The organism is Ruegeria sp. YKSF070 (assembly GCF_059612725.1).
Map to the genome: position 1 here is coordinate 160,478 of NZ_JBXWRD010000002.1, position 21,788 is coordinate 182,265.

At 63.3% G+C, this 21,788-nt stretch carries 27 protein-coding genes; 16 read left to right on the forward strand and 11 right to left on the reverse strand.

The window, feature by feature from the left end; translation table 11 throughout:
- Window positions 1-51: 51 nt before the first annotated feature.
- The 7 genes from AC2FL1_RS01820 (at window position 52) to AC2FL1_RS01850 (ending at window position 6,104) form a co-directional block, all read left to right on the forward strand.
- Window positions 52-795, forward strand: a complete 744-nt coding sequence (locus AC2FL1_RS01820; RefSeq protein ID WP_496875798.1) for an ArsR/SmtB family transcription factor — start codon at window positions 52-54, stop codon at window positions 793-795.
- On the forward strand, window positions 795-1,205 hold the full coding sequence (locus AC2FL1_RS01825) for an MAPEG family protein (protein WP_496875799.1): 411 nt from the start codon (window positions 795-797) through the stop codon (window positions 1,203-1,205). Before AC2FL1_RS01820 ends, AC2FL1_RS01825 begins: the two co-directional genes overlap by 1 nt.
- Before the next feature lie 158 nt (window positions 1,206-1,363).
- Window positions 1,364-3,310, forward strand: a complete 1,947-nt coding sequence (thrS, locus tag AC2FL1_RS01830; protein ID WP_496875800.1) for a threonine--tRNA ligase — start codon at window positions 1,364-1,366, stop codon at window positions 3,308-3,310.
- Window positions 3,311-3,531: 221 nt separating this feature from the next.
- The gene (locus tag AC2FL1_RS01835) at window positions 3,532-3,834 is read left to right on the forward strand and encodes a BufA1 family periplasmic bufferin-type metallophore (RefSeq protein ID WP_234138090.1); all 303 of its coding nucleotides are present in this window, start codon (window positions 3,532-3,534) and stop codon (window positions 3,832-3,834) included.
- A gap of 95 nt (window positions 3,835-3,929) precedes the next feature.
- Complete coding sequence (gene bufB / locus AC2FL1_RS01840; protein ID WP_496875801.1) at window positions 3,930-4,787, forward strand: MNIO family bufferin maturase; 858 nt, start codon at window positions 3,930-3,932, stop codon at window positions 4,785-4,787.
- On the forward strand, window positions 4,784-5,566 hold the full coding sequence (locus AC2FL1_RS01845) for an HvfC/BufC N-terminal domain-containing protein (RefSeq protein ID WP_496875802.1): 783 nt from the start codon (window positions 4,784-4,786) through the stop codon (window positions 5,564-5,566). The genes bufB and AC2FL1_RS01845 overlap by 4 nt, the downstream gene beginning before the upstream one ends.
- On the forward strand, window positions 5,541-6,104 hold the full coding sequence (locus AC2FL1_RS01850) for a DoxX family protein (RefSeq protein ID WP_496875803.1): 564 nt from the start codon (window positions 5,541-5,543) through the stop codon (window positions 6,102-6,104). Before AC2FL1_RS01845 ends, AC2FL1_RS01850 begins: the two co-directional genes overlap by 26 nt.
- A gap of 40 nt (window positions 6,105-6,144) precedes the next feature.
- On the opposite strand, the gene AC2FL1_RS01855 is transcribed toward AC2FL1_RS01850, so the two are convergent.
- Together AC2FL1_RS01855 and AC2FL1_RS01860 are read right to left on the reverse strand one after the other, a co-directional pair.
- A complete protein-coding gene (locus tag AC2FL1_RS01855) occupies window positions 6,145-6,513 on the reverse strand; it encodes a hypothetical protein (protein WP_496875804.1) in 369 nt (122 codons plus the stop codon).
- A gap of 48 nt (window positions 6,514-6,561) precedes the next feature.
- Window positions 6,562-6,879: an arsenate reductase family protein gene (locus tag AC2FL1_RS01860; RefSeq protein ID WP_496875805.1), complete on the reverse strand. Its 318-nt coding sequence runs from the start codon at window positions 6,877-6,879 to the stop codon at window positions 6,562-6,564.
- Window positions 6,880-7,098: 219 nt separating this feature from the next.
- Here AC2FL1_RS01860 and AC2FL1_RS01865 point away from each other — a divergent pair, with 219 nt between their 5' ends.
- Entirely contained in the window at window positions 7,099-7,305 is a 207-nt protein-coding gene (locus tag AC2FL1_RS01865) for a cold-shock protein (protein ID WP_011047016.1), read from the forward strand.
- 94 nt (window positions 7,306-7,399) lie between these two features.
- Here AC2FL1_RS01865 and AC2FL1_RS01870 read toward each other — a convergent pair whose 3' ends face one another.
- Both AC2FL1_RS01870 and thyX read right to left on the reverse strand, forming a co-directional pair.
- Entirely contained in the window at window positions 7,400-8,293 is an 894-nt protein-coding gene (locus AC2FL1_RS01870) for a hypothetical protein (RefSeq protein WP_496875806.1), read from the reverse strand.
- Window positions 8,294-8,360: 67 nt separating this feature from the next.
- Entirely contained in the window at window positions 8,361-9,269 is a 909-nt protein-coding gene (gene thyX / locus AC2FL1_RS01875) for an FAD-dependent thymidylate synthase (protein WP_496827860.1), read from the reverse strand.
- Window positions 9,270-9,502: 233 nt separating this feature from the next.
- Between thyX and AC2FL1_RS01880 the strand changes: the two genes are divergently transcribed.
- From AC2FL1_RS01880 to AC2FL1_RS01900, 5 genes are all read left to right on the forward strand, one after another.
- Complete coding sequence (locus tag AC2FL1_RS01880; RefSeq protein ID WP_496827858.1) at window positions 9,503-10,522, forward strand: hypothetical protein; 1,020 nt, start codon at window positions 9,503-9,505, stop codon at window positions 10,520-10,522.
- An 8-nt stretch (window positions 10,523-10,530) separates the two neighbouring features.
- Window positions 10,531-11,931: a surface lipoprotein assembly modifier gene (locus AC2FL1_RS01885; RefSeq protein WP_496827856.1), complete on the forward strand. Its 1,401-nt coding sequence runs from the start codon at window positions 10,531-10,533 to the stop codon at window positions 11,929-11,931.
- A 65-nt stretch (window positions 11,932-11,996) separates the two neighbouring features.
- Window positions 11,997-12,425 carry a VOC family protein gene (locus AC2FL1_RS01890; protein ID WP_496827854.1) on the forward strand — a complete coding sequence of 143 codons (429 nt, stop codon included), beginning with the start codon at window positions 11,997-11,999 and terminating at the stop codon, window positions 12,423-12,425.
- Window positions 12,425-13,114 carry a DUF1194 domain-containing protein gene (locus AC2FL1_RS01895; protein WP_496875807.1) on the forward strand — a complete coding sequence of 230 codons (690 nt, stop codon included), beginning with the start codon at window positions 12,425-12,427 and terminating at the stop codon, window positions 13,112-13,114. Before AC2FL1_RS01890 ends, AC2FL1_RS01895 begins: the two co-directional genes overlap by 1 nt.
- Window positions 13,111-13,875 (forward strand): DUF1194 domain-containing protein, encoded by a 765-nt coding sequence (locus tag AC2FL1_RS01900; protein WP_496875808.1) that lies wholly within the window; start codon window positions 13,111-13,113, stop codon window positions 13,873-13,875. The genes AC2FL1_RS01895 and AC2FL1_RS01900 overlap by 4 nt, the downstream gene beginning before the upstream one ends.
- Here the strand turns inward: AC2FL1_RS01900 and AC2FL1_RS01905 are convergent.
- The 3 genes from AC2FL1_RS01905 to AC2FL1_RS01915 all read right to left on the reverse strand — a co-directional run bounded on the left by AC2FL1_RS01905 (window position 13,869) and on the right by AC2FL1_RS01915 (window position 15,090).
- Window positions 13,869-14,360 (reverse strand): MarR family winged helix-turn-helix transcriptional regulator, encoded by a 492-nt coding sequence (locus tag AC2FL1_RS01905; protein WP_496875823.1) that lies wholly within the window; start codon window positions 14,358-14,360, stop codon window positions 13,869-13,871. The two genes, AC2FL1_RS01900 and AC2FL1_RS01905, sit on opposite strands and share 7 nt — an antisense overlap.
- Window positions 14,361-14,443: 83 nt before the next feature.
- Window positions 14,444-14,701, reverse strand: coding sequence for a succinate dehydrogenase assembly factor 2 (locus tag AC2FL1_RS01910; protein ID WP_234144791.1), 258 nt, complete (start codon window positions 14,699-14,701; stop codon window positions 14,444-14,446).
- Complete coding sequence (locus tag AC2FL1_RS01915) at window positions 14,698-15,090, reverse strand: helix-turn-helix domain-containing protein (protein ID WP_496827848.1); 393 nt, start codon at window positions 15,088-15,090, stop codon at window positions 14,698-14,700. Before AC2FL1_RS01915 ends, AC2FL1_RS01910 begins: the two co-directional genes overlap by 4 nt.
- A gap of 92 nt (window positions 15,091-15,182) precedes the next feature.
- Between AC2FL1_RS01915 and AC2FL1_RS01920 the strand changes: the two genes are divergently transcribed.
- Both AC2FL1_RS01920 and AC2FL1_RS01925 read left to right on the forward strand, forming a co-directional pair.
- Window positions 15,183-16,385, forward strand: coding sequence for a pyridoxal phosphate-dependent aminotransferase (locus AC2FL1_RS01920; RefSeq protein ID WP_496827846.1), 1,203 nt, complete (start codon window positions 15,183-15,185; stop codon window positions 16,383-16,385).
- 16 nt (window positions 16,386-16,401) lie between these two features.
- Window positions 16,402-16,803, forward strand: a complete 402-nt coding sequence (locus AC2FL1_RS01925; RefSeq protein ID WP_496827844.1) for a hypothetical protein — start codon at window positions 16,402-16,404, stop codon at window positions 16,801-16,803.
- A 109-nt stretch (window positions 16,804-16,912) separates the two neighbouring features.
- Here AC2FL1_RS01925 and AC2FL1_RS01930 read toward each other — a convergent pair whose 3' ends face one another.
- The 3 genes from AC2FL1_RS01930 to AC2FL1_RS01940 all read right to left on the reverse strand — a co-directional run bounded on the left by AC2FL1_RS01930 (window position 16,913) and on the right by AC2FL1_RS01940 (window position 19,407).
- Window positions 16,913-17,602, reverse strand: coding sequence for a Hint domain-containing protein (locus AC2FL1_RS01930; RefSeq protein ID WP_496875809.1), 690 nt, complete (start codon window positions 17,600-17,602; stop codon window positions 16,913-16,915).
- 217 nt (window positions 17,603-17,819) lie between these two features.
- Window positions 17,820-18,467 carry a sulfotransferase family 2 domain-containing protein gene (locus AC2FL1_RS01935; protein ID WP_496827840.1) on the reverse strand — a complete coding sequence of 216 codons (648 nt, stop codon included), beginning with the start codon at window positions 18,465-18,467 and terminating at the stop codon, window positions 17,820-17,822.
- Window positions 18,468-18,498: 31 nt separating this feature from the next.
- Entirely contained in the window at window positions 18,499-19,407 is a 909-nt protein-coding gene (locus AC2FL1_RS01940) for a DMT family transporter (RefSeq protein ID WP_496875810.1), read from the reverse strand.
- A 159-nt stretch (window positions 19,408-19,566) separates the two neighbouring features.
- Here AC2FL1_RS01940 and AC2FL1_RS01945 point away from each other — a divergent pair, with 159 nt between their 5' ends.
- Window positions 19,567-20,580: a hypothetical protein gene (locus AC2FL1_RS01945; protein WP_496875811.1), complete on the forward strand. Its 1,014-nt coding sequence runs from the start codon at window positions 19,567-19,569 to the stop codon at window positions 20,578-20,580.
- 64 nt (window positions 20,581-20,644) lie between these two features.
- Here AC2FL1_RS01945 and AC2FL1_RS01950 read toward each other — a convergent pair whose 3' ends face one another.
- Window positions 20,645-21,772 (reverse strand): SPOR domain-containing protein, encoded by a 1,128-nt coding sequence (locus AC2FL1_RS01950; RefSeq protein WP_496827836.1) that lies wholly within the window; start codon window positions 21,770-21,772, stop codon window positions 20,645-20,647.
- Window positions 21,773-21,788 lie beyond the last annotated feature (16 nt).

Here is a 21,788-nt window from a genome sequence, read left to right on the forward strand (position 1 = left end):
CATTAAGTTACCATATTGTCACGTGACTATAGAATCACATATAGTCGCAACATGGACATACTTTTCAAAGCTCTCAACGACCCCGCCCGCCGCGCCATTCTGGATCAATTGCGCCAGAAGGACGGGCAAAGCCTGAGCGAGTTGGAAAGCAAGTTCGACATGACCCGGTTCGGGGTCATGAAACACCTCAAGCTGCTGGAGGAGGCCCATCTGGTCCTCACCCGGCGCGAGGGGCGGTTCAAATACCATTACCTCAACCCCCTGCCCTTGCAGGACATGATCAACCGCTGGGTGGCGCCCTTCCTGCAACCGCACGCACAGGGGTTGGCCGCGCTGAAAGAGAAATTGGAAATGGAGAACAGAATGGGAAAGCCCGATTTCATGATGCAGACATTCATCCGCTGCACGCAGGATGCGCTTTGGGCGGCGCTGACTGCGACAGAGCAGATGGCCGCCTATCACTTCCTCTGCAACGAGGTGCAGGGCAAGGTCTCGCCCGGCAAGACGGTCGAATTCATCACCCCTGCCGGGGACGCCATGCTGCGACAGGTGACCCGGCGGCTGGACCCGAAATCCCGCATCGAGATGAGTTTCGAGCCGCTTTTCATGGGACCGGGCGCGGTACCGTCCGAGATGGTTTACCTGATTGAGCCACAGGGCGAGATCTGCAAGCTGACCATCGAACACTACAACCTCGCCGCCGGTCAGGACGGTATCGGCGAAGGCTGGGCGCGTCTGGCTGCCTCGCTCAAGAGCTATCTGGAAACCGGAACCGCGCTGAAAGGGGCCGCTTGATGGAAAGCTTTCCCACCGAACTGGGCATCCTCACCTGCCTGATGATCCTCGCCGCCTCGCTCTGGATCCCCTACGTGATCGGCATCTCCACCGACCCCTCGCAGGAAGAGGCCTTCGCCCGACCAGCGCAGATCTCCAATCTGCGCCCCTGGGTGCAGCGCGCGCACCGCGCACATCTGAACCTGCTGGAACAGTCGATGCCCTTTGCGGTGCTGGTGCTGATCCTGGCGCTGATGAACGGGTTCTCGACGCTGACCTATTGGAGCGCGATCGCCTTCTTCTGGATCCGGGTGCTGCATGCGGCGGGCATGATCTCGGGCTATGCCCGGATGCCGCTGCGCCCGATCCTGTTCAGCGCGGGGTGGGTCTGCACCCTGCTGATGGCCTATGCCATCTTTGCCGCGCGCTGACCGCGCGGCCGGCCCAAAGTTTCGCGAAACTTTGGGCACAGACTTTCTGCGAAAGTCTGCTGCCTTGACTTCGTCAGCGGCCCCTGCCAAAGCGGGCGGACACCATAACCCGCAACCGGGCGTTCAGTGGGCGCCAAACCGACGAGGAGCCGCCAGATATGGAACAGATCTCTCTCACCTTTCCCGATGGCAATGCACGATCCTATGACGCAGGCGTAACGCCCGCCCAGGTCGCCGCCGACATCTCCACCTCGCTGGCGAAAAAGGCGATCTCGGCCACCGTCGACGGCAAGCACTGGGACCTGCAATGGCCCATTGCAGCCGATGCGAAGATCTCCATTCACACCATGGCCGACGAGGCGCAGGCCAACGAGCTGGTGCGCCACGACCTCGCCCATATCATGGCCCGCGCCGTGCAGGAGATCTGGCCCGCAACCAAGGTCACCATCGGCCCGGTCATCGAGAATGGCTGGTATTATGACTTCGACCGCGCCGAACCCTTCACCCCCGAAGATCTCGGCTTGATCGAGAAGAAGATGAAGGAAATCATCAACAAGCGCGACCCGGTCACCACCGAGGTCTGGGACCGCGCGCGCGCGATCGAGTTCTACAAGGCCAACAACGAGCCCTACAAGGTCGAGCTGATCGAGGCCATTCCCGGCACCGAGCCGATCCGCATGTACTGGCACGGCCACTGGCAGGACCTCTGCCGTGGCCCGCACCTGCAACACACCGGCCAGGTCCCCGGCGACGCGTTCAAGCTGATGTCCATCGCCGGCGCCTATTGGCGCGGCGACAGCAAACGCCCGATGCTGCAACGCATCTATGGCGTCGCCTTCACCGGCAAGGAAAAGCTCAAGGCGCATCTGCACATGCTGGAAGAGGCCGCCAAGCGCGACCACCGCAAGCTGGGCCGCGAGATGGACCTGTTTCACATGCAGGAAGAGGCGCCGGGCCAGGTGTTCTGGCACCCCAACGGCTGGACGATCTATACCGAGTTGCAGGACTATATGCGTCGCCAACAGCGCCGCGGTGGCTATGTCGAGGTGAACACGCCCCAGGTCGTCGACCGCAAGCTGTGGGAGCGGTCGGGCCATTGGGAGAAATACCAGGAGAACATGTTCATCGTCGAAGTGGACGAGGAACACGCCCGCGAAAAGGCGGTCAATGCGCTCAAGCCGATGAACTGTCCCTGCCACGTGGAGATCTTCAAGGTCGGGCTGAAATCCTACCGTGACCTGCCGCTCAGGATGGCCGAGTTCGGCTCGTGCAACCGTTACGAGCCCTCGGGCGCCTTGCACGGCATCATGCGGGTGCGCGGGTTCACGCAGGATGACGCGCATATCTTCTCGACCGAGGAGCAGATCGAGGCGGAAACCGCCGAATTCATCCGCTTCCTCAGCGCCATCTACAAGGATCTCGGTTTCGAAAGCTTCAAGGTCAAGTTCTCGGACCGGCCCGAGACCCGCGCCGGATCGGACGCGGTCTGGGACAAGGCCGAAAGCGCCCTCTTGTCCGCCACCCGCGCCGCCGGAATCGAGCCAGAACTCAATCCGGGCGAAGGCGCCTTCTATGGCCCGAAACTGGAATTCGTGCTGACCGACGCCATCGGGCGCGACTGGCAATGCGGCACTTTCCAGGTCGATTTCGTGCTGCCCGAGCGGCTGGACGCCACCTATATCGGCGCCGACGGGGCCAAGCATCGCCCCGTGATGCTGCACCGCGCAACGCTTGGCTCCTTTGAGCGTTTCATCGGCATCCTGATCGAGGAACACGCGGGCAAGCTGCCCTTCTGGCTGGCGCCGCGTCAGGTGGTGGTCGCCTCGATCACCTCGGAGGCGGATGACTATGTGCATCAGGTGGTGGCCGAACTGCGCGCCGCGGGCGTCCGGGCCGAGGCCGACACCCGCAACGAAAAGATCAACTACAAGGTCCGCGAACATTCGGTGGGCAAGGTTCCGGTGATCCTGGCCGTCGGTCAGCGCGAGGTCGAGGAGCGGACCGTATCGGTCCGTCGGCTGGGCGAGAAACAAACCAGCGTGCAGAGCCTGGCGGATGTTACAAAAGAGCTGGGACAGGCCGCGACGCCCCCCGATCTTCTGTAACAATTCTCACGAAAGCAGCGCAGGCCAGCCCTCGGACCGGGGGCTGGCCTGTAACATTTCCGGCCCCCGCCGCAAGAATCCCTTTGTTTATCGTAACGCTTGCCCAAGAATTCTGACGGGAATGTGAGACACGGGGTCGTGAATTCAAACGGCGCCCACCGCACACTACCTTTGACTTGTCCAAAGCAGACATATCACACGATCACGAAGGGATGACCGACATGTCGAACACCGCAAAGACCCTGGCCATCGCAGGCGCCGTCGCAGCAGCACTGGCCGGCACCACAACCACCGCCAGCGCCCAGGCCAAGGAGAAATGCTATGGCGTTTCGCTGGCCGGCAAGAACGATTGTGCCGCCGGCCCCGGCACCACCTGTGCCGGGACCTCGACCGTGGATTACCAGGGCAACGCCTGGACTCTGGTCGATGCCGGCACCTGCGAAAGCATGGAACTGCCGGCCCAGGCCGATGGCTCGGCCCGCAAGGGTTCGCTTGAAGCGCTGGAGCGCGACCTGCCCGCATAAACCGGCACCAGATCGCGGGGCGGGCCGGAGCATCGGCCCGCCCCTATTCTTTCTATCCCCTTGCCCATCCCCCATTGCCGCAAAGGATTGGACAGATGCTCGACAACACCCGTACCGAAAACCATCTTCCCGCCAAGCCGGGCGTCGGGTACAAGCCGCAGCATTTCGCCGAAATCCTCGAGGCGCCCGGCCCGGTGGGCTGGCTGGAAATCCATGCCGAGAACTACATGGGAGACGGCGGCCGTCCGCTGGCGCAGCTGCGCCACCTGTCCGAGCGGTTCCCGATCTCGGTGCATGGGGTCGGCCTGTCGATCGGCGGTGAAGGCGCGCTGGATGCCGACCATCTGGCCCGGCTCAAACATCTGGTAGGCTGGCTGAACCCGGCCAGTTTCTCGGAACATCTGGCCTGGTCCACCCATGACAGCCATTTCCTCAACGACCTCCTGCCGCTGCCTTATACCGACGCCACGCTGACGCGTGTATGTGATCACATCGACCAGGTGCAGGATGTGGTCGGGCGGCGGATGCTGCTGGAGAACCCCTCTTCTTACCTCGCCTTTGCCGAAAGCAGCTGGTCGGAGCCCGATTTCCTGCGCGAGATCGCAAGGCGCACCGGCTGCGGCCTGCTGCTTGACGTCAACAACGTCTTTGTCTCGGCCACCAATCTCGACTTTTCGCCGCAGGGCTATATCGACGCCTATCCGCTGGCACATGTGGGCGAGATTCATCTGGGCGGGCATGACGAGGATACCGACGACCACGGCCGCCCTCTCTTGATCGACAGCCACGGGCGCGAGGTGGTGGACCCGGTCTGGTCTCTTCTCGACTACGTGCTCGACCGCTCGGGACCGAAACCGGTTCTGATCGAATGGGATACCGATGTGCCGGACTGGCCCGTGTTGCGGGCCGAGGCCGCGCGCGCTCAAAAGGCGCTGGAGCGCATCCCGGCATGAGCGTCTCGCAAACCCAGTTCCACACCGCCCTGCTGGACCCGGCCAGCGCGGTGCCGCAGGGCCTGTGCGACGCTGGCGCGCAGCCGGCGGGCCGGCGGTTTGACGTCTATCGCAACAATGTCGCGGTCTCGCTGACCGAGGCGATGCACCAGGCCTTTCCCGTCATCGCCAAACTGCTGGGCACGCAGAACATGGACGGGCTTGCAGGCATCTACCTGCGCCAGCATCCCCCCACATCGCCGCTGATGATGTTCTATGGCGAGACATTCCCCGAGTTTCTGGCCGGGATGCAGCAGCTGTCGCATCTGGGCTATCTGCCGGATGTGGCGCGGCTGGAGCTGGCGCTGCGCCATGCCTATCACGCCGCCGACAGCACGGCCATCGCCCCTCAGGCGCTGGCCATCGACCCCGAGCCGCTGATGGCTGCACGGCTGGATTTCGCCCCCGCCATGCGCCTGTTGCGCTCGCCCTGGCCGATCCACGCGATCTGGCGATTCAACACCGAAGACGACGCCCCCAAACCCGAACCCGGCGGTCAGGACGTGCTGATCACCCGGCCCGAATATGACCCGATCCCGCAGCTGCTGCCCCCCGGCGGCGCCCAGTGGATCGCGGCGCTGCAAGGCGGCGCCACCATCGGCGCGGCCTATGAGACCGCCGCCGAACAGACCCCCGATTTCGACCTTGGCGCCACGCTCGCCCTGCTGCTCCAGGGCGGCGCCATCACCTCACTCACAGAGCAAGGACAAGACAATGAACCCACTCGTCTCGATCCATAATCGTGTCTTCGGCCTGGTGGAAACCGCCGGAGATTGGCTGTTGCCGCTGTTTGCCCGCTTCACCTTTGCCGCCGTGCTGCTGGTCTATTACTGGAATTCCGGCCTGACCAAGCTGGGCGACGGTATCTTCGGTCTCTTCAGCCCCTCGATCGGCGCCTATAGCCAGATTTTCCCCAAACAGCTCGAAGCGGTCGGCTATGACGTCTCGCAACTGGGGATGTTCCATTGGGCCGTGGTCATGGCGGGCACCTATGCCGAGTTCATCCTGCCGCTGCTGATCGTGATCGGACTGTTCACCCGGCTGGCCGCGCTGGGGATGATCGGTTTCGTGGTGGTCCAGTCGCTGACCGACGTCTATGGCCACGGCGCCACCGATCTGGCAACGCTGGGCGCCTGGTTCGACAATCAGGCCAGCGGCGTGATCATGGACCAGCGCCTGTTCTGGGTGTTCACCCTCAGCCTGCTGGTGATCAAGGGCGCCGGTGCGCTGTCGGTCGATGCGCTGATGCGTGGTCGCACCCAGGCCGCCATGGCCTGAACACCAGGCTGGCCCGCGCTCCCGGCGCGGGCCAAAACCTTCAGAAATGCGCCTTGGGCTCGTCCGGCTTGCCCGCGGCCACGCCCAGAACCCCGCCCACCGCGGCAAAGGCGATGGGGAACATGGTGAACACGTTGAAGCCAAAGGCGTGATACATGCCTGCCGCCGAGATCAGCAGCAACACCCCGCCCCACAGCGCCCGCGCCCGGGCCATGGCACCGCCCGCAATCGCCAGCATCGGCGCGATGATCGAGGTCATCTGCACCAGATCGACATTCTCGACCTGCTCGGCCAGCCCGTCGATCTCGCCGAAATGCTCGATCGCCTCGACATAGCCAAAGCTGAAAAAGCCGACCAGCATACCGATCAGACCGGCGATGATCCCCAGAACAAGGGCCGCATTGCGCATCTTGGGTTCTTTCCTGTGATTCCCTACCGGTCCGACATAAGGCCGCGCCTAGCCCAGACCAAGGGCCTGACGGGTGGCAGGGGTCCAACCGAGGTAAAATTCCCCCCCGGCCTCGATCAGCGGCCGTTTCATCAACGCGGGATGCTCGGCAATGAGGTCCAGCGGCGCGCGCGCGCGCTCGGCCTCGTCCAGCCCACGCCATGTGGTCGAGCGAGTGTTGAGCAGATCGCCGCCAAATCGCGCCCAGGCCCGGCCCAGAACCGCCGGATCGATCCCGTCGGCGCGCACATCGACAAGCCGCGCATCCGGCAGGGATTTCAACGCCTTGCGGCAGGTATCGCAGTTCTTCAGACCATAGATCAGCATGGCGCCCCCTTCTTGTTACTGCGGAAATATCGCGCATTTTGCGCCTCGACACCCCCTTTTTCTTGATTTTTGCACGCACCGTGCAATCTTGTGGCCGGAGCTTCCGGCCTGTCGGCGTCCGGCATGTTCATGCTGGACCGGGCGTTCGTCTATCCGGTCGCCCGATCACGACCCCGACAATTACAGGGGTGACCTGGAAGGTAGAAGGAGACACGGGACATGCCTACCGGCACCGTGAAATGGTTTAACGCAACAAAAGGTTACGGGTTCATTGCCCCTGATGATGGGGGCAAGGACGTTTTTGTACATATTTCGGCTGTCGAAAGGTCCGGTCTGACTGGACTCGCCGACAACCAGAAAGTGTCCTTTGAAATGCTGGACGGACGTGACGGCCGCAAGATGGCCGGAGACATCAAGCCACTGTAACGGGACCAGCCCGGTTGTTTCCGGGTCATGCATCTGGCGGCGGCCGGGACGCACGGCCGCCGGTCACCCGATGGCCGCGACGCGGCCTCCGGCCTCAATCGGATGCCCGCTGTAGCGACCCGCTGATCAGGGTCGAAATAGCCCCTTTGTTCGCCTCTACCGCGCCGGCAAGGGCCTTGGCATCGTTTGCGCCCGCGCCAACCTCGGTAACGGCGATACTCAACGTGACCGGCCGCCCCTGATGATAAGGCATGATCGCCGTATCGTATCCGCCCTCGGGACTGTCGGGATAGATCTCGGGAACCGCCCTGTGCCGGACGCCCCCAAAAGGCGATGAGACATTTGCCCTTGCAGGTTTCAATCCCAGGCTTTGCGAGTGGCTGACCAATTCGCCGTCGGCATCGACCGCAGCCACAGACAGGGTGACGGCGGCCCCTGCCCAGCCGATTTCCTCGGCCTTCACGCTGGTCGCGGCCTTCAGCACCGGGGTATAGGAATAGACGGGCCTGACGAACATGGCACCATCGCCGATTTCCTTCAGCTCGAGCACGATCGCCGAATAGAGATCGCGACGGGTCTTGTCGCTACTCAAGGGCCCCATGCGGACGATACCGACGCAGCGGATATCGTTTGTGGTGCGCCCGATCTGGAAATTCGAGAAATTCGCCGAACCGACATAGCGCGCCTGATAGCGCTGTGCCCATTTTCGCGCTCCCTCGACCACCGCATTGGTCAACACGTTGGTCACAATGGACAAGAGAGCTGTCCGCAACAGCGCCGCTTCTCGGTCGCCGTCCGTCGGCGGTGGCGGAGGTTTGCGCAGAGCACAGCGTTCGGTCGGGAAATCCGGCAGAACGATGTTCATCCTGTCGGTATTGGCGCCGCCAAAGAATATCAGCCTGGCAGTATCTCCCCCCGAGGTTCCTTCATGCTGCACACAGGCGGCAAGCGGCACAGCAAGGCACAAACCCAGAAACGATCTACGCATCGATCCTCCCCCCGGAAAACAGAGGGAGGATGGCAGATCATCTACGATTTTTCAACTTCCGGGCGTATTACCGGCCGATTACATCCTGAAATTCGCGCCACTCCCGCGCCGAGAGGCCCGAGGTCTCTTGCGTCACCGCCTCGCCTGCCAGCATCCGGCGCAGGCTGTCGACCATCTGCGCCGACAGGTTCACCGCACCCAGCCGGTAATCCTCGAACGCCTTATAAGCAAAGGGCACCCAGTCGGCGACCAGGCGGCACATGGTTTCGGCATAGACCCGGATCTCGTATTGCGCATGCGCATCTGCGCGCAGGCGCAGGAAATGGAACAGGTTGTGCAGATCGACCTTCCAGTACCATTGGGTATAGATATTGGCCGGCAGGTTCATCCGCGCCAGTTCGCGCGCCAGGCCCTGCTGACCGTCCTGTCCGATCATCGCTTCGTAATTGTCGTAGCAGCGGGCGCTGTCGGCCTTTAGGATCTCCAGCACGCGCGCCGCCTCTTCTCCCTGCAGCGCCTCACCCCGGCCCTGGTTGTTGACCGCCGATTGTGCCGCAACATGCTCGGGCGCCGGGATATAGAATTCACGATCCAGGATCGAATAGCGGGCCGAGTATTCGTTCACATTGGCGGTGCGGTGCCGGATCCACTGTCGGGCCACGAAAACCGGCAGTTTCACATGCAGCTTGACCTCGCACATCTCGAACGGGGTCGAGTGCCAATGCCGCATCAGGTAGCGGATCAGACCTTCGTCATTCTGCACCGATTTGGTGCCCTTGCCATAGCTGACGCGTGCCGCCTGACAGATTGCCGCATCGTCGCCCATATAGTCGATCACCCGGACAAAGCCGTGATCCAGCACCGGATGCGCGGTATAGAGATGCTCCTCCATCCCCGGCGACACGACACGGCGGGTTGGCGCGTTCTGCGCCCGCTGGGCCTCGATCTCGGCCAATTGTTCCGGGGAAAGCGGCATCGGGTGTCCTTTCACTACATGAGTCGCAGCCATACTATATATGGCCGCGCCCCGTACCAAAACCGCCATATGAGGTATGGCTTTTCGGACACCCTGTTTCGCTTTCCGACAACCCGCTCAGGTTGCGATTGACTTTCGCGTCAGCAGACCGGACTATCGGCCAAAATGATCTGACAAAAGAGCAGAGGCAGGCAGTTATGAAACCCCATCTCGTTGCGGTCGCAACGTGCGTTGTGCTGGCAGCGTGCGGTGGCTCCGATGCCGTATTTGGAACTGGTGATGGAACCGGCGACGGTGGCAGCGGTGGCGACACTGGCGGCGATACAGGTTCGCCCATTCAAGGTGATCGTACGCTTCCGCCGGGAACAACTTCGCCCACCGCAAGAACCGGGATCTTCAGAAGCGAGCCCACCAGCACCGAAACCGCCTACAATGGTAACGGTTTTGCCCGTGATGTCCGTTACAATGCCGCCGACGACACCTTCTCGGTCGACAACCTCGGCTTTGACGGCGACAATACCTATTCCCGCGGAACCACAGTCGGCAGCCTCGGCCCCTATGCGGTCTACGAGGCCGACGCACAGTTCCTGGACAGTTTCGATGGCCAGCCGGTCAACCAGTTCCGCCACCGTGCCATTTATGGCGTCTCGACCTCGGGCAATACGCAATTCGCCATCGTGCGGACCGGCGCCTATGTTGGCTATGGGTTTGGCGGTTTCATCTACCAGCGCAACAACGAGGTGAACCTGCCGACCACCGGCCAGGCGCTGTTCTCGGGGAACGTTGCGGGCTTGCGCGACTACAACGGTATCGGTGCGCTGGAATACACCACCGGTGATATCCGCATCGCCATCGACTTTGACGATTTCAACGATAGCACCGGCACCCGAGGGGACGCGGTACGCGGCGAAATCCGCAATCGCCGCATCTTTGACATGGACGGCAACGACGTTACCGAAACCACGCTGAACCGGATCAACACCCAGAACAACGCCACCCTGAGGGAAATCCCGACCGCCACATTCACCGTCGGCCCCGGCGTGATGGACGACAATGGCGAGATCCTGGGCCAGATGACCAGCTATTTCGTGAACAACGAAGGCCAGGCGCTGCTGTTCGAGGAAGGCAATTACTATGCCATCGTCTCGGGTGACAGGGCACAAGAGATCGTGGGCGTGGTGGTGCTGGAAACCAAACGTGACCCGGCTGCGACCTCGGTTCGCGAGACCGGCGGCTTCATCGTCTACAACTGAGGCCGGTGATGCGGCCGTGGGGAAAGATACGCCGCCCCATCGCGGCTCTGGCCCTTCTGACCGGGTTGCTGCCCTCTGTGCTCGGTGCCGAGGCGCCGGTCAAGCTGAGCCCCGATGAACTCAGGGCCACCGCCGTCCAGGCGCTCCGCATCGGGGCGCCTGAACAGGCCTATAGCTATGCCCATGCTTTGTTGCAGCGCGATCCAGCGGACCGGCAGGCGCTGCTGGTACATTCTCGCGCGGCCCGCACGCTTGGCCGCTTTGACGAGGCGCGCAGCTCTGCCCAACAGGCCTGGCGGCTGTCCGAAACCGACGAGCAGAAATTCGCAAGCTCGATGGTCATGGCCCAGGCACTCGCCTCGGATGACCGCCGCACATTGGCTCAATGGTGGCTGCGCCGCGCCGTCGAACACGCCCCCACCGAGGAGCTGAGCCGGATCGCCGTGCGCGATTTCCGCTATGTGCGGGCGCGCAACCCCTGGCTGACGAGGCTGTCCTTTGCGATCACCCCGGACAGCAATATCAACAACGGCTCGTCACAACGATCCTCGTTCCTGAACTACAAACTGTCCGAAGTCCTTTATGGCCAACCGGTCGAATATCAGCTGGGCGGATCGGCACGGGCGCTATCGGGGATCGAATACGCACTGGGCCTGACCACCCGCTACCGTTTTCGCGAGTTGCCGACCCGCGCGCATGACCTGATCCTGTCGGTCGATCTGCGCGCCTATTCGCTGTCCTCCGAGGCCAAGGCCATTGCCCCCACCGCCCGTGCCAGCGATTTCTCCTTCGCCTCCTACACGCTGGGATATGGTCAGCGCGGCATCAATTTCGACCGGCGCGGCGAGTACCGTTTCTTTGTCGATGTCGGGCAGAGCTGGTATGGCGGCAACGAATATGCCCGCTTTGCGCGGCTCAGCCTGGGGCAAAGCTACAAGCTGGACCGGGGACGTCAGATCAACGCCCGCATCGCCACCGAGCGGCAATGGGGTGTCACCCGCAGTGATCAGGACACGATACGCGCCGATCTGTCCTATACCCTGCCGCTCGCGGGGGGGACAACGCTGTGGACCAATCTGACCGGGGCGGTGGCGACCTCGAACCTGGCCGCCGACGAGTTCGACGAAATCGCGCTGCGCGCCCAGATCACCTTTGCCAAACCGATCCTTGGCGCCACCGCGCAGCTGGGGCTGTGGGCCCGCAGCCGCGACTATGACGTGTCGCCACATGATCGCAACGGCCGGCAGGAAGACAAGTACGAGGCGGATTTCACGCTGATCTTCAACAAGATAGACTATTATGGCTTCAACCCCACCATGCGCATCAGCGCCTCGCGCACCGAAAGCAACATCGCGCTTTATGATGCGCGCCGGTTCGGGGTGAATTTCGGCATCCAATCCGCGTTCTAGGCGGCTCGACATTGACGGCCACTGCGCTAGGCTTCGTCGCGACACCCAGAACAGGAAAACAAGCGATGCCGCTCAAATATCTGCACGTCATGGTCCGCGTTAAGGACCTAGAAAAATCCATGGCCTTCTACGAATTGCTCGGCCTGCGCGAGATCCGCCGCTACGACAGCGAAGAGGGACGGTTCACACTGGTCTATCTGGCCGCGCCTGGCCAGGACGAGACCCCGCTGGAGCTGACCTATAACTGGGATGGTGACGACGGGCTGCCCAGCGACAGCCGCCATTTCGGGCATCTGGCCTACGGGGTCGACGACATCTATGCAACCTGCGCGATGCTGCAAGAGAACGGCATAACCATCAACCGGCCACCGCGCGACGGGCGCATGGCCTTTGTCCGTTCGCCTGACAATATCTCGATCGAATTGCTGCAGAACGGTGCCGCGCTGGACCCGGCCGAGCCCTGGGTCAGCATGGACAGCACCGGCCACTGGTGATGTGCCGGGCCACCGCTGCCTGTCTGCTAGCACTGCTGGCAACGCAGGCGTCGGCTGTGGAATGCCGCTTGGCCCTTGCCCTGGCGCTTGATGTGTCGCGTTCGATCGACGCGCGCGAGGACCGGTTGCAGCGGCAGGGGCTGGCGACGGCGTTGCTGGCCCCCGAGGTGGTGCGCGCCGCCTTTTCAACACCGCAGCGGGTTGCACTCGCCGCCTATGAATGGAGTGGACCGGCCGATCAGCAATTGCTGCTCGACTGGACAGTCATACGCACGCGCGCCGATATGGAAGCTGCCGCCGCCCGTCTGGGCGCCTCTCGCCGAGCGACAACCGAAGCGCCTACCGCCATGGGGCACGCGCTCGCCTATGGTGCCGCACTGCTGGAGCGCGGTCCAAACTGTCTGTTCCGCACCATCGACCTGTCGGGCGATGGCGAGAATAATGAGGGGTTCGGACCGCGCGCGGCCTATGCCGCCCCGGCCTTTGGCAACATCACCGTCAATGGGCTGGCGATCAACGGCGCCGAATACGAGACCGAGATTCAGCTGATCCCCTATTTCGAGACCGAGGTGCTGCATGGCCCCGGCGCCTTTCTCGAGGTGGCACAGGGCTTTGCCGATTTCGAACGCGCCATGCGGCGCAAGCTGGAGCGGGAACTGTCCGGGCTGGTGATCGGGGGGCTGCGATGATCCGCGTGTTGGCCCTTCTGGTCCTGCTGATGCCCGTGCCCGGCTGGGCCGGATGCCGGCAGGCGCTGGCGCTGGGGCTTGATGTCTCCGGTTCGGTCGATGCGCGTGAATACCGGTTGCAGCTCGACGGGCTGGCCGCGGCGCTGCTGGCGCCCTCGGTCCAGTCGCGCCTGCTTGCGATGCCTGGCCAACCGATCCGGCTGGCCGTCTATGAATGGAGCGAGCCGGGGTTTCAGCGCCTGATCCTGCCCTGGCGGCAGATCGACACCGCCGCCGATCTTGAGGAGGTCGCGGCCACCCTGCGCGCCACCCGCCGGGCCGCTGCGCCACCGGGCACCGCCATCGGCCCCGCGATGCGTCACGGGGCCACCCTGCTGGCCCAACAGCTCGATTGCTGGAAGCGTACGCTCGACCTGTCGGGCGATGGTAAACACAACATGGGCCCGCATCCCCGCGCAGTAAAGGCCGCGCTGGAGGGCAACGGCCTGACTGTCAACGCGCTGGTCATTGGCGCGGACAGCATGACCTCCACGGACCTCCGCCAGACCCAGATTGGAGAGCTGTCGGCCTATTACGGCGCCTGGGTGATCCTGGGACCCGGCGCCTTTGTCGAGGTGGCGCTGGGATATGACGACTATCAGGCCGCAATGGAGCGCAAACTGAGGCGCGAGCTGGAGGGGCTGGTTCTCTCTGCCCTTCCCGCCCGCACCGCGACGCAGCTACACGCGCCTTTCTTGCCTGGGTCTGTCCTGCCTCAATAAATGTACCGAATCTGATCGGTCCAGTACCGCTCCACCCGCTTCAGGGCCGAGGTGATCTCCTCGATTCCGTCGGGCCCCAGCACGCCCCGGCTTTGCAGCCCCTCTGCATGGCGCATGAACAGCTCGGCGACCACATCGCGGATCTCGCGCCCGCGCTGGGTCAGCCTGACCCGAACCGAGCGGCGGTCGATCTCGCAGCGCTGGTGGTGCATATAGCCCATGTCGACCAGCTTCTTGAGGTTGTAGCTGACATTGCTGCCCTGGTAATATCCGCGGCTTTTCAATTCGCCCGCAGTCACCTCGTTATCGCCGATATTGAACAGCAAAAGCGCCTGTACCGCGTTGATCTCCAGCACGCCGACCCGCTCGAACTCGTCCTTGATCACGTCGAGCAGCAGCCGGTGCAACCGCTCGACCAGCGACAGCGCCTCCAGATAGTTTGCCATGAAGCCTTTGGCGCCGGCCTGGGCGATCTGCATCTCCATACTCATCCGTCTCTCCGACTCGCTGCTGCTTGCCGAACACTCTGAGACGAAAACCCAAAGAATCAGTTAAGTTGAAAACTGTGTTATTTTTGAAACGTTTGCGCGATATCCGCGATCAGATCCCGATAGCGGTCCGGGGCAGAAACCTGCCCCGTGACCCATTGATAGAGATCCTGATCGTTCTCGTGCAGCAGCGCGTCATAAAGATCGAGCGCGCCCGCATCCATCGCCTCGATATTGCGATCGGCATAAGCGGACAGGATCAGATCCATTTCCTTGATCCCGCGCCGCATCGAGCGCATGCGCATCCGTTTGATCCGGGTTTCGCGGCTTTCGCTCACTCGGTTTGCTCCATGATCTGGCGCAGCTGCTTTTCCAGCCGCGCGGCACGCTGGCCGCTGGCCTGAAGATCGGCGCGCAGGCTGCGCAATTCGGTCAGCAAGGCCGCCATGTCGCGGGCGGTTTCATCGGTCTCGTTCAGCGCCTCACCACCCTGCCCCTCGCCGGTGATCAGCCAGACGATCGAGACATTCAGCAGCCCCGCCAGCATCGACAGACGATTGGCGCGCGGCTCGGACAGGTCGTTTTCCCAGCCGCTGATCGTGCTCTTCTTCACCCCAAGACGGCGGGCCAGTTGCGCCTGGGTCATGTCCGCGGCCTCGCGCGCCGCAGCCAGACGGTCGCCAAAGGTCGCGGCCTCGGGTCCGTACCAATCGGTTTCGTCGCTCATAGCGGTCCTTTCCGGTTGCCTCCGCAACCTGCTTGATCGTCGGTTGGGCGCACCCTATGACAGGGACGCGCAACATTCAAACCGAGGCCGCCATGAGTTTCCTGTCTGCGACATTGTCCCGCGTCAAACCCTCGCCCACCGTTGCCATGACGGCCAAGGCGGCCGAACTCAAGGCCGAAGGCCGCGACATCATCGGGCTGAGCGCGGGCGAGCCGGATTTCGACACGCCGCAGAACATCAAGGACGCCGCAACCGCCGCCATCGCGGCGGGCAAGACCAAATATACCGCGCCCGACGGCATCATCGAGCTGAAGCAGGCGGTCTGCGCCAAGATGCAGCGCGATCACGGGCTGAGCTACACACCCGCCCAGGTCTCGGTCGGCAGCGGCGGCAAACAGACGCTGTACAACGCGCTGATGGCAACGCTTAATCCCGGTGACGAGGTGATCATCCCCGCCCCCTATTGGGTCAGCTATCCCGACATGGTACTGCTGGGCGGCGGCACGCCGGTGGTGGTGGAAACCGCGCTGGAGACCGCATTCAAGCTGACGCCCGCGCAACTTGAGGCCGCAATCACGCCGCGCACGAAATGGTTCATCTTCAACTCGCCCTCGAACCCGACCGGCGCGGGCTACAGCCGGGACGAGTTGAAGGGCCTGACTGATGTGCTGATGCGTCACCCGCATGTCTGGGTGATGTCCGACGATATGTATGAACATCTCGCCTATGACGGGTTCGAATTCTGCACCCCCGCACAGGTGGAGCCGGGCCTGTATGACCGCACGCTGACCTGCAATGGCGTTTCCAAGGCCTATGCGATGACCGGCTGGCGGATCGGCTATGCGGCCGGGCCGGTGGAGCTGATTGCCGCCATGCGCAAGATCCAGTCGCAATCCACCTCGAACCCATGCACCATCAGCCAATGGGCAGCGGTCGAAGCATTGAACGGCACGCAAGAATTCCTGGCCCCGAACGCGACGCTTTTCAAACGCCGCCGCGACTTGGTGATCTCGATGCTGAATGCCATCGACGGCATCGAATGCCCCACCCCCGAGGGCGCGTTCTATGTCTATCCCTCGATTGCCGGCCTGATCGGCAAGACCACGCCCAGGGGTACCGTGATCGACAGTGACGAGACCTTTTGCACCGCATTGCTGGAAGAGGCCGACGTGGCGGTGGTGTTTGGTGCGGCCTTCGGGCTTTCCCCGAATTTCCGTGTCAGCTACGCTGCCTCCGATGCGGCCCTGACCGAGGCCTGCACCCGCATCCAGCGCTTCTGCGCGTCACTGACCTGAAACGGGAGACACCGGAATGGGCGCCGAATTGCCAGACTATTACTTCCGGGTCCGGGAAAATGGCGCCTTTGTCTTTCGCGTCGACACGGAAAACCGCCAGCGCCGGATCGAGATGGATCACATTGCCGTCGTCAACATCAAGAATGGCGATATCAAGCCCCAGGGCGGGCGCACGCTCAGCCCCGAGGATCTGCGAGAGATCAAGCGCTGGATGACCGAGCGCACCGATCTGCTCGCCCGGCGTGATATCGACGATATCCACCGGGCGGTGGATTACCTGAACCTGACCACCCATTGGGTCCAGTCCAAGGCAAGCGACGCGCAACTCGAAGAGGTCACTGATGCGCTGCTGCTGGCCATGCACGACCTGCGCTCGGTGCTGGTCCGCAAGAAGGCCGACCGGTTGATGAAAGGCTGATACCCGAGCGTATCGGAGCCGCGCAGAATTTCCGCGAAATTCTGCTAAAGAAAATTGAAATTTTCTTTAGACATTTTCTTTGCAAGAAAATGTCGCGCGCGCATACCGGTCAGCCGAAAGGGTTCGCGGCAATCGGACGGCCAGGGCGCGGGGGGCGTATTGGCAGGCCCGGCAAATCGGCAGGATTGCAACCCAGCGCGTCATCGTCACCATCGTCGATCAGACAGTTCACCAGAAACCGCGCCGCCGCCCCGGTGAGCCGCTCATAGAGCGCGGGCTGCAACGAATCGGTTTCGTCCAGCACCTGCCGAGGCGCAGGACAATGGGCAAGCAAACCGCCCTCGACATAGACGACCTCGTCCTGGTGAAAGGCCAGCGTGGTGATCTCGACCCGCTCGCTGGGCCGACCGGCATCGATGCCGCGATAACCGCACAGCAACCGTACGGGGACCACCGCAAAAGGATCCCCCAACACGTCCAGTGCCGCCTCGCATTCCACCAGCAGGCCCTGATCGGGCATCAGCCACAGGTCACGCCGATTGTGACATACGCCCCGAGGCAGTCGCACCGGACGCAGCGTCGCAGGCAGCCCATGCGGGAGCAAAACCGTTTCCCGCTGGATATCGGCGACTGTCTGCATCGCGTGATCAAAGGTCAGCACCTTGTCGCCGACCTTGAGCGTCTCGACCGGTCGCCAGCCGAGATTCGAGGCAACCATTGTCCCCGCCAAAAATCCCGATTGCCCGGTAATAAGCAACCCGTCGAGGGCCGCCATGGCTTCCCCATCGGCCGGGCTCACCCCCGTTTTCCTGTTTTTCCATCCGAACATTCGCGCCGTCCCTACATGTGGCAGCAGCAAGAGCCTGGCTTGCCGGATTAACCAATTTATGGGGTCAGGACACGCGATTCGGATGCCAGAACCATGCCACGACAAGGGCGAGTTTGTGGCATTGGCCGGGTCTTTTCAGACAATACACCACCTCGCAGAGGATTGGCGCCACGGGCGCAACAGCGCCTCAATCGAAGCGATAACCAAATCGCGCGATATCGCTTGCACAGGCTGCACCCAGCATTTCGGCGGCGCGGTCCGAGTAATAGTCGCGGTAATCGGCGGCGCGGTCGGACCGGTTCGCCCGCGACAGGTTGAGCGCAAAACCCAGATGCGCGGTGACCGGCGCCAGATCCGCCTCAAGATGCTCCAGCCGAACATAGGCCGCGCATTGCTCCTCGCCGTCGGCACGGCGCATGTAGCTGGCCGCGGGCGTGGCCTGAAAGGCCGCCAGCGTCTGGGGATCGGTGACAAACGCCTCGAACCCCACCCGCCGGGCCAGATGTACCGCCGGATGGTCGAAGTCCTGCACCCGCAGCCAGTGATAATAGCTGACGGCCCGGTCCCAGGGATTGCGCACAAGGGTGAAGGCAAAGAGGTCGGCCAGCACCTCGGGCGCGATCAGCCCGTCGATATCGGCCAGGGTCGAATGTTTCCACAACCGACCGCGCGCCCGAACCCCCTTCAGACGACCGCGCCGGCGGATCGCCTTGGGCGTGTCGCCGATCAGGATGTCATCCTTCATCGCCCGCGCCTCAAGCGCCAGCGCCAGCGAGGTGCCGCCCGTCTTGGGAATATGCACGAAGATATAGCCGCGACCCGGTGAGATGATCATGCCGTCACGGTAGCGGCGCGGGCAGCGGCCCTCAACCCGATCTGAGCGCGATGATCGCGCCCGCCAGCACAATCAGCCCGATGCCCAGCATTTGCCAGGGCCCCAATCCCACACCCAGCACGACCCACGCAAAGAGCGGACCAAAGATCATCACCGAAAACTCAAAGACCGAGACATAGGACGGCTCGCCCAGTTGATAGGCACGGATCAGCATGAACACCGCCGTTACCGACCCGACCGCCTGAAGTGCGACCCAGGGCAAGGCCTCGGTCATGGGCCAGACCCAGCCGCGCGCGACAAACCCGTCCGGGCCGGGCATGGGGGTCGCAGGAAACAGGGCCAGCCAGATCAGACCGGCCAGACCGGTCAGACCCAGCGCCGTCACCATCGCCGCCAGCAGCGCCGCCGTGCTCTCGCCCGCGCAGTGGTTGCGGGTGACCACCGCACCCAGTGCATAGAAGAACCCTCCCGCAACCGGGATCAGCACCGTCGCATCGAAGGCGCTCGGATCGGGTTGCAACACGAACAGGATACCGGCAAAGCCCATCAGAACCGCCAGGATGCGCCAGGGTCCGATCCGCTGACGCAATCCAAAGGCGGTGATCAGCAGCACGAAGATCGGCGAGGTGAACAACCCCGCCAGCGCCTGCGCGATCGGCATGAAGGCCAAAGCACTGAAATAGAACAGCATCGCCACCGTCAACAACAGGCTGCGCAGCAGCACCCAGCCCTTGCGGCGTGGCAACAACCCGCCCAGACCCATCAGAGACATCAGCGCCACCAGGGGCAGCATCATCACCGCGCGGGTGAAATGGAACTGCCACAGCCCGATGCTCTCGGCCAGCCGGATCACGAAATTATCGATCACGCCGATGATGCTCATCGCCGCGATCATGTAGAGTGCCGCCGCCAGAGGGGCCGAAGGATTTTCTGCCTGCATCCCAAGCTGATAGCCGGGCCATGGACCCCGGTCTTGTCCCATAGCGACACCCGAGAGGGGTTTTTGCCTGCGACTTCGGGCGCCGCGCAAGCCGTTTGCCGCTGGCCCGTCAAAGGTGTAGTCTGAACAAAAAACAAGAACGAGCATCCCGTACCAGGCATGACAGCTCTCAAGCAATACGAGCGGATCGAGGCAACCGGCCTCTGGCGCCCCACCCCCGATGCGCAACGGCGCGAGGTTGTGGTCTCGATCGGCGAGGCGACGCTGACGATTTCCGATTTCAACGACCGCGCCCTGACCCATTGGTCTCTGGCGGCGCTGGAACGGCAGAACCCCGGCGCTTTTCCGGCGATCTATTGTCCCGACGGCGACCCCGGCGAAACGCTGGAACTGGCCGAGAGCGAGACAACGATGATCACCGCCATCGACCGGTTGCAGCGGGCCATCGACAGCCGCCGGGCGCATCCCGGACGCATCCGCTGGATCACGGTGGCGGTGATGGTGACGGTTGTGCTGGCAGTGCTGACGCTCTGGCTGCCGGGTGCCTTGCGACGACATGTGGTCGCCGTGGTGCCCGAGATCAAGCGGGCCGAGATCGGCCGCGCCGTGCTGAACCGGATCGAGCGGGTCACCGGCCAGGCTTGCATGGGCGAGGATACCGACGCAATCCTGTCCCGTCTGGCCCAACGCACCGGCGTACAGCGGCTTGTCGTGGTGCCCGGCGGACGCGCCGACAGCCTGTTCCTGCCCGGCGGCATCGTGGTGCTGAACCATGCGCTGATCGGTGATCACGAGGACAGCTCGGTCGCCGCCGGCTATATCCTGGCCGAGCGCGCCCGCGCCAAGGCGCAGGATCCGCTGGATGACCTTCTCTATCGCGCGGGGCCGCTCGCCTCGTTTCGGCTCTTGACCACAGGCGGGCTGACGCCCGGAATTCTCGACAGTTACGCCGAGCGGGTGCTGGCCGAGCCGCGCCCCGACCAGCCGGACGAAGCGTTGCTGGCGATGTTCAGCCAGGCAGCCATCCCTTCTTCCCCCTATGCCTATGCCCTCGACATCACCGGCGAGTCGGTACTTGGCCTGATCGAGGCAGACCCGATGACGGGGCGCAAGCTGGAACCCATTCTGGCCGACCGCGACTGGGTCCGATTGCAGGATATCTGCGGCGGCTAAGGACAAAACGGATCAGGCCGCCTCATTGGGCGGCCTGATCGGTTCCATTTCGGTCGCTTCCGCTTTAGCGGCGGCCGCGCGTTGGCGCCGGGGGTTCCTTGGCTGGAGCGTTCCGCGTCGACAGGCGCAGGTTCCATGGCGGTTTGGCGCCATTGGTGTAAGAGCGCTCGCTATGTACGACGGTAACGGTTCTGGGATTGGTCTCGACCGGCAGCAAGGTGCGCGGAAGATCGCGCGACCAGAGCTGTTCCATCTGCGCGTCCCCCTCGGCGGTACGCATGCCGCGCATCGGGTTCAGCCGGTCATCCTCGCGATCGACGGCCCGAAACCCGGCGGGGGTCCGAAAGTTGCTGTACTGGATCGCCGGGCGCAGGGTGCGTTCGGCGCGATGCGGGTTGAGCCGATCATCGTTCCACACAGGACGGTATCCGGCAGGCACCTGAACATTGGTGGTGTTCTGCCGCTTGTCATAGACATGCTGCGGCACCACGCGGGTGTTGAGCGAGACCCTGACACCGGTATCCCCTACCTTCAGCGAGGAACTCTTTCGGGTACCATAGGTGATCGGCGGCTCTGCCTGCGGACCACAGCGCACACCGGTCTGATTGATATACCGTTGGCTTAGTGGCGAGGCATTGGGACAGCCCCCCGAGGACGCCGCCGGAGCCACCGCGCGCGGCTTGACCGGGGCCGGGGCCGGGGCCGGAGCGACCGGCACGATAACGGGCGTCGGGCGTGCGGTGGTGGTCCGCGTGGTTGGAACAGCGGCAGGGCGCACGGTGGTGGCCCGAACCGTGGGCGTGGACGCCGTGCGGGGTGCGGGGCTGGCCGTTGTCCGCACCTGCGGCTTCGGTGCCGCTGCGGCGGCGGGTTTCGCGGTGGGTTGGTCCAGGCTGATCACCTTGGGCGCGGCCTGTTGCGGCGCGGTGCTGGTCGCCCCCGCCACGGCGGTGGGCTTGTATCCGCAGACCTGCTTGCGCTCGCGCGAGACACGCGGCACCCATGTCACATTGCCGTCGATCCCGGCGCGGATATAAATACAGCCGCGGCTGTCCACATATTGCTTTCCCTTGTAGGAGGCAGGCGGAAACTCCGCTGGCGGCGAGGCATTTCGCAAGGTCTGAGCGTTCAGCGTGCTGAACCCGACGCTCAGACCGATGACCGAAAGTGCAATAATCCTTGTAACTCTCATGCCTGCCCCCACAAGA

What these genes read in the sequence shown, in the direction of transcription:
- AC2FL1_RS01820 (WP_496875798.1), top strand. Translation starts at nt 52, where the DNA reads ATGGACATACTTTTCAAAGCTCTCAACGACCCCGCCCGCCGCGCCATT.
- AC2FL1_RS01825 (WP_496875799.1), top strand. Translation starts at nt 795, where the DNA reads ATGGAAAGCTTTCCCACCGAACTGGGCATCCTCACCTGCCTGATGATC.
- thrS (WP_496875800.1), top strand. Translation starts at nt 1,364, where the DNA reads ATGGAACAGATCTCTCTCACCTTTCCCGATGGCAATGCACGATCCTAT.
- AC2FL1_RS01835 (WP_234138090.1), top strand. Translation starts at nt 3,532, where the DNA reads ATGTCGAACACCGCAAAGACCCTGGCCATCGCAGGCGCCGTCGCAGCA.
- bufB (WP_496875801.1), top strand. Translation starts at nt 3,930, where the DNA reads ATGCTCGACAACACCCGTACCGAAAACCATCTTCCCGCCAAGCCGGGC.
- AC2FL1_RS01845 (WP_496875802.1), top strand. Translation starts at nt 4,784, where the DNA reads ATGAGCGTCTCGCAAACCCAGTTCCACACCGCCCTGCTGGACCCGGCC.
- AC2FL1_RS01850 (WP_496875803.1), top strand. Translation starts at nt 5,541, where the DNA reads ATGAACCCACTCGTCTCGATCCATAATCGTGTCTTCGGCCTGGTGGAA.
- AC2FL1_RS01855 (WP_496875804.1), bottom strand. Translation starts at nt 6,513, where the DNA reads ATGCGCAATGCGGCCCTTGTTCTGGGGATCATCGCCGGTCTGATCGGT.
- AC2FL1_RS01860 (WP_496875805.1), bottom strand. Translation starts at nt 6,879, where the DNA reads ATGCTGATCTATGGTCTGAAGAACTGCGATACCTGCCGCAAGGCGTTG.
- AC2FL1_RS01865 (WP_011047016.1), top strand. Translation starts at nt 7,099, where the DNA reads ATGCCTACCGGCACCGTGAAATGGTTTAACGCAACAAAAGGTTACGGG.
- AC2FL1_RS01870 (WP_496875806.1), bottom strand. Translation starts at nt 8,293, where the DNA reads ATGCGTAGATCGTTTCTGGGTTTGTGCCTTGCTGTGCCGCTTGCCGCC.
- thyX (WP_496827860.1), bottom strand. Translation starts at nt 9,269, where the DNA reads ATGCCGCTTTCCCCGGAACAATTGGCCGAGATCGAGGCCCAGCGGGCG.
- AC2FL1_RS01885 (WP_496827856.1), top strand. Translation starts at nt 10,531, where the DNA reads ATGCGGCCGTGGGGAAAGATACGCCGCCCCATCGCGGCTCTGGCCCTT.
- AC2FL1_RS01890 (WP_496827854.1), top strand. Translation starts at nt 11,997, where the DNA reads ATGCCGCTCAAATATCTGCACGTCATGGTCCGCGTTAAGGACCTAGAA.
- AC2FL1_RS01895 (WP_496875807.1), top strand. Translation starts at nt 12,425, where the DNA reads ATGTGCCGGGCCACCGCTGCCTGTCTGCTAGCACTGCTGGCAACGCAG.
- AC2FL1_RS01900 (WP_496875808.1), top strand. Translation starts at nt 13,111, where the DNA reads ATGATCCGCGTGTTGGCCCTTCTGGTCCTGCTGATGCCCGTGCCCGGC.
- AC2FL1_RS01905 (WP_496875823.1), bottom strand. Translation starts at nt 14,360, where the DNA reads ATGGAGATGCAGATCGCCCAGGCCGGCGCCAAAGGCTTCATGGCAAAC.
- AC2FL1_RS01915 (WP_496827848.1), bottom strand. Translation starts at nt 15,090, where the DNA reads ATGAGCGACGAAACCGATTGGTACGGACCCGAGGCCGCGACCTTTGGC.
- AC2FL1_RS01920 (WP_496827846.1), top strand. Translation starts at nt 15,183, where the DNA reads ATGAGTTTCCTGTCTGCGACATTGTCCCGCGTCAAACCCTCGCCCACC.
- AC2FL1_RS01925 (WP_496827844.1), top strand. Translation starts at nt 16,402, where the DNA reads ATGGGCGCCGAATTGCCAGACTATTACTTCCGGGTCCGGGAAAATGGC.
- AC2FL1_RS01935 (WP_496827840.1), bottom strand. Translation starts at nt 18,467, where the DNA reads ATGATCATCTCACCGGGTCGCGGCTATATCTTCGTGCATATTCCCAAG.
- AC2FL1_RS01940 (WP_496875810.1), bottom strand. Translation starts at nt 19,407, where the DNA reads ATGCAGGCAGAAAATCCTTCGGCCCCTCTGGCGGCGGCACTCTACATG.
- AC2FL1_RS01945 (WP_496875811.1), top strand. Translation starts at nt 19,567, where the DNA reads ATGACAGCTCTCAAGCAATACGAGCGGATCGAGGCAACCGGCCTCTGG.
- AC2FL1_RS01950 (WP_496827836.1), bottom strand. Translation starts at nt 21,772, where the DNA reads ATGAGAGTTACAAGGATTATTGCACTTTCGGTCATCGGTCTGAGCGTC.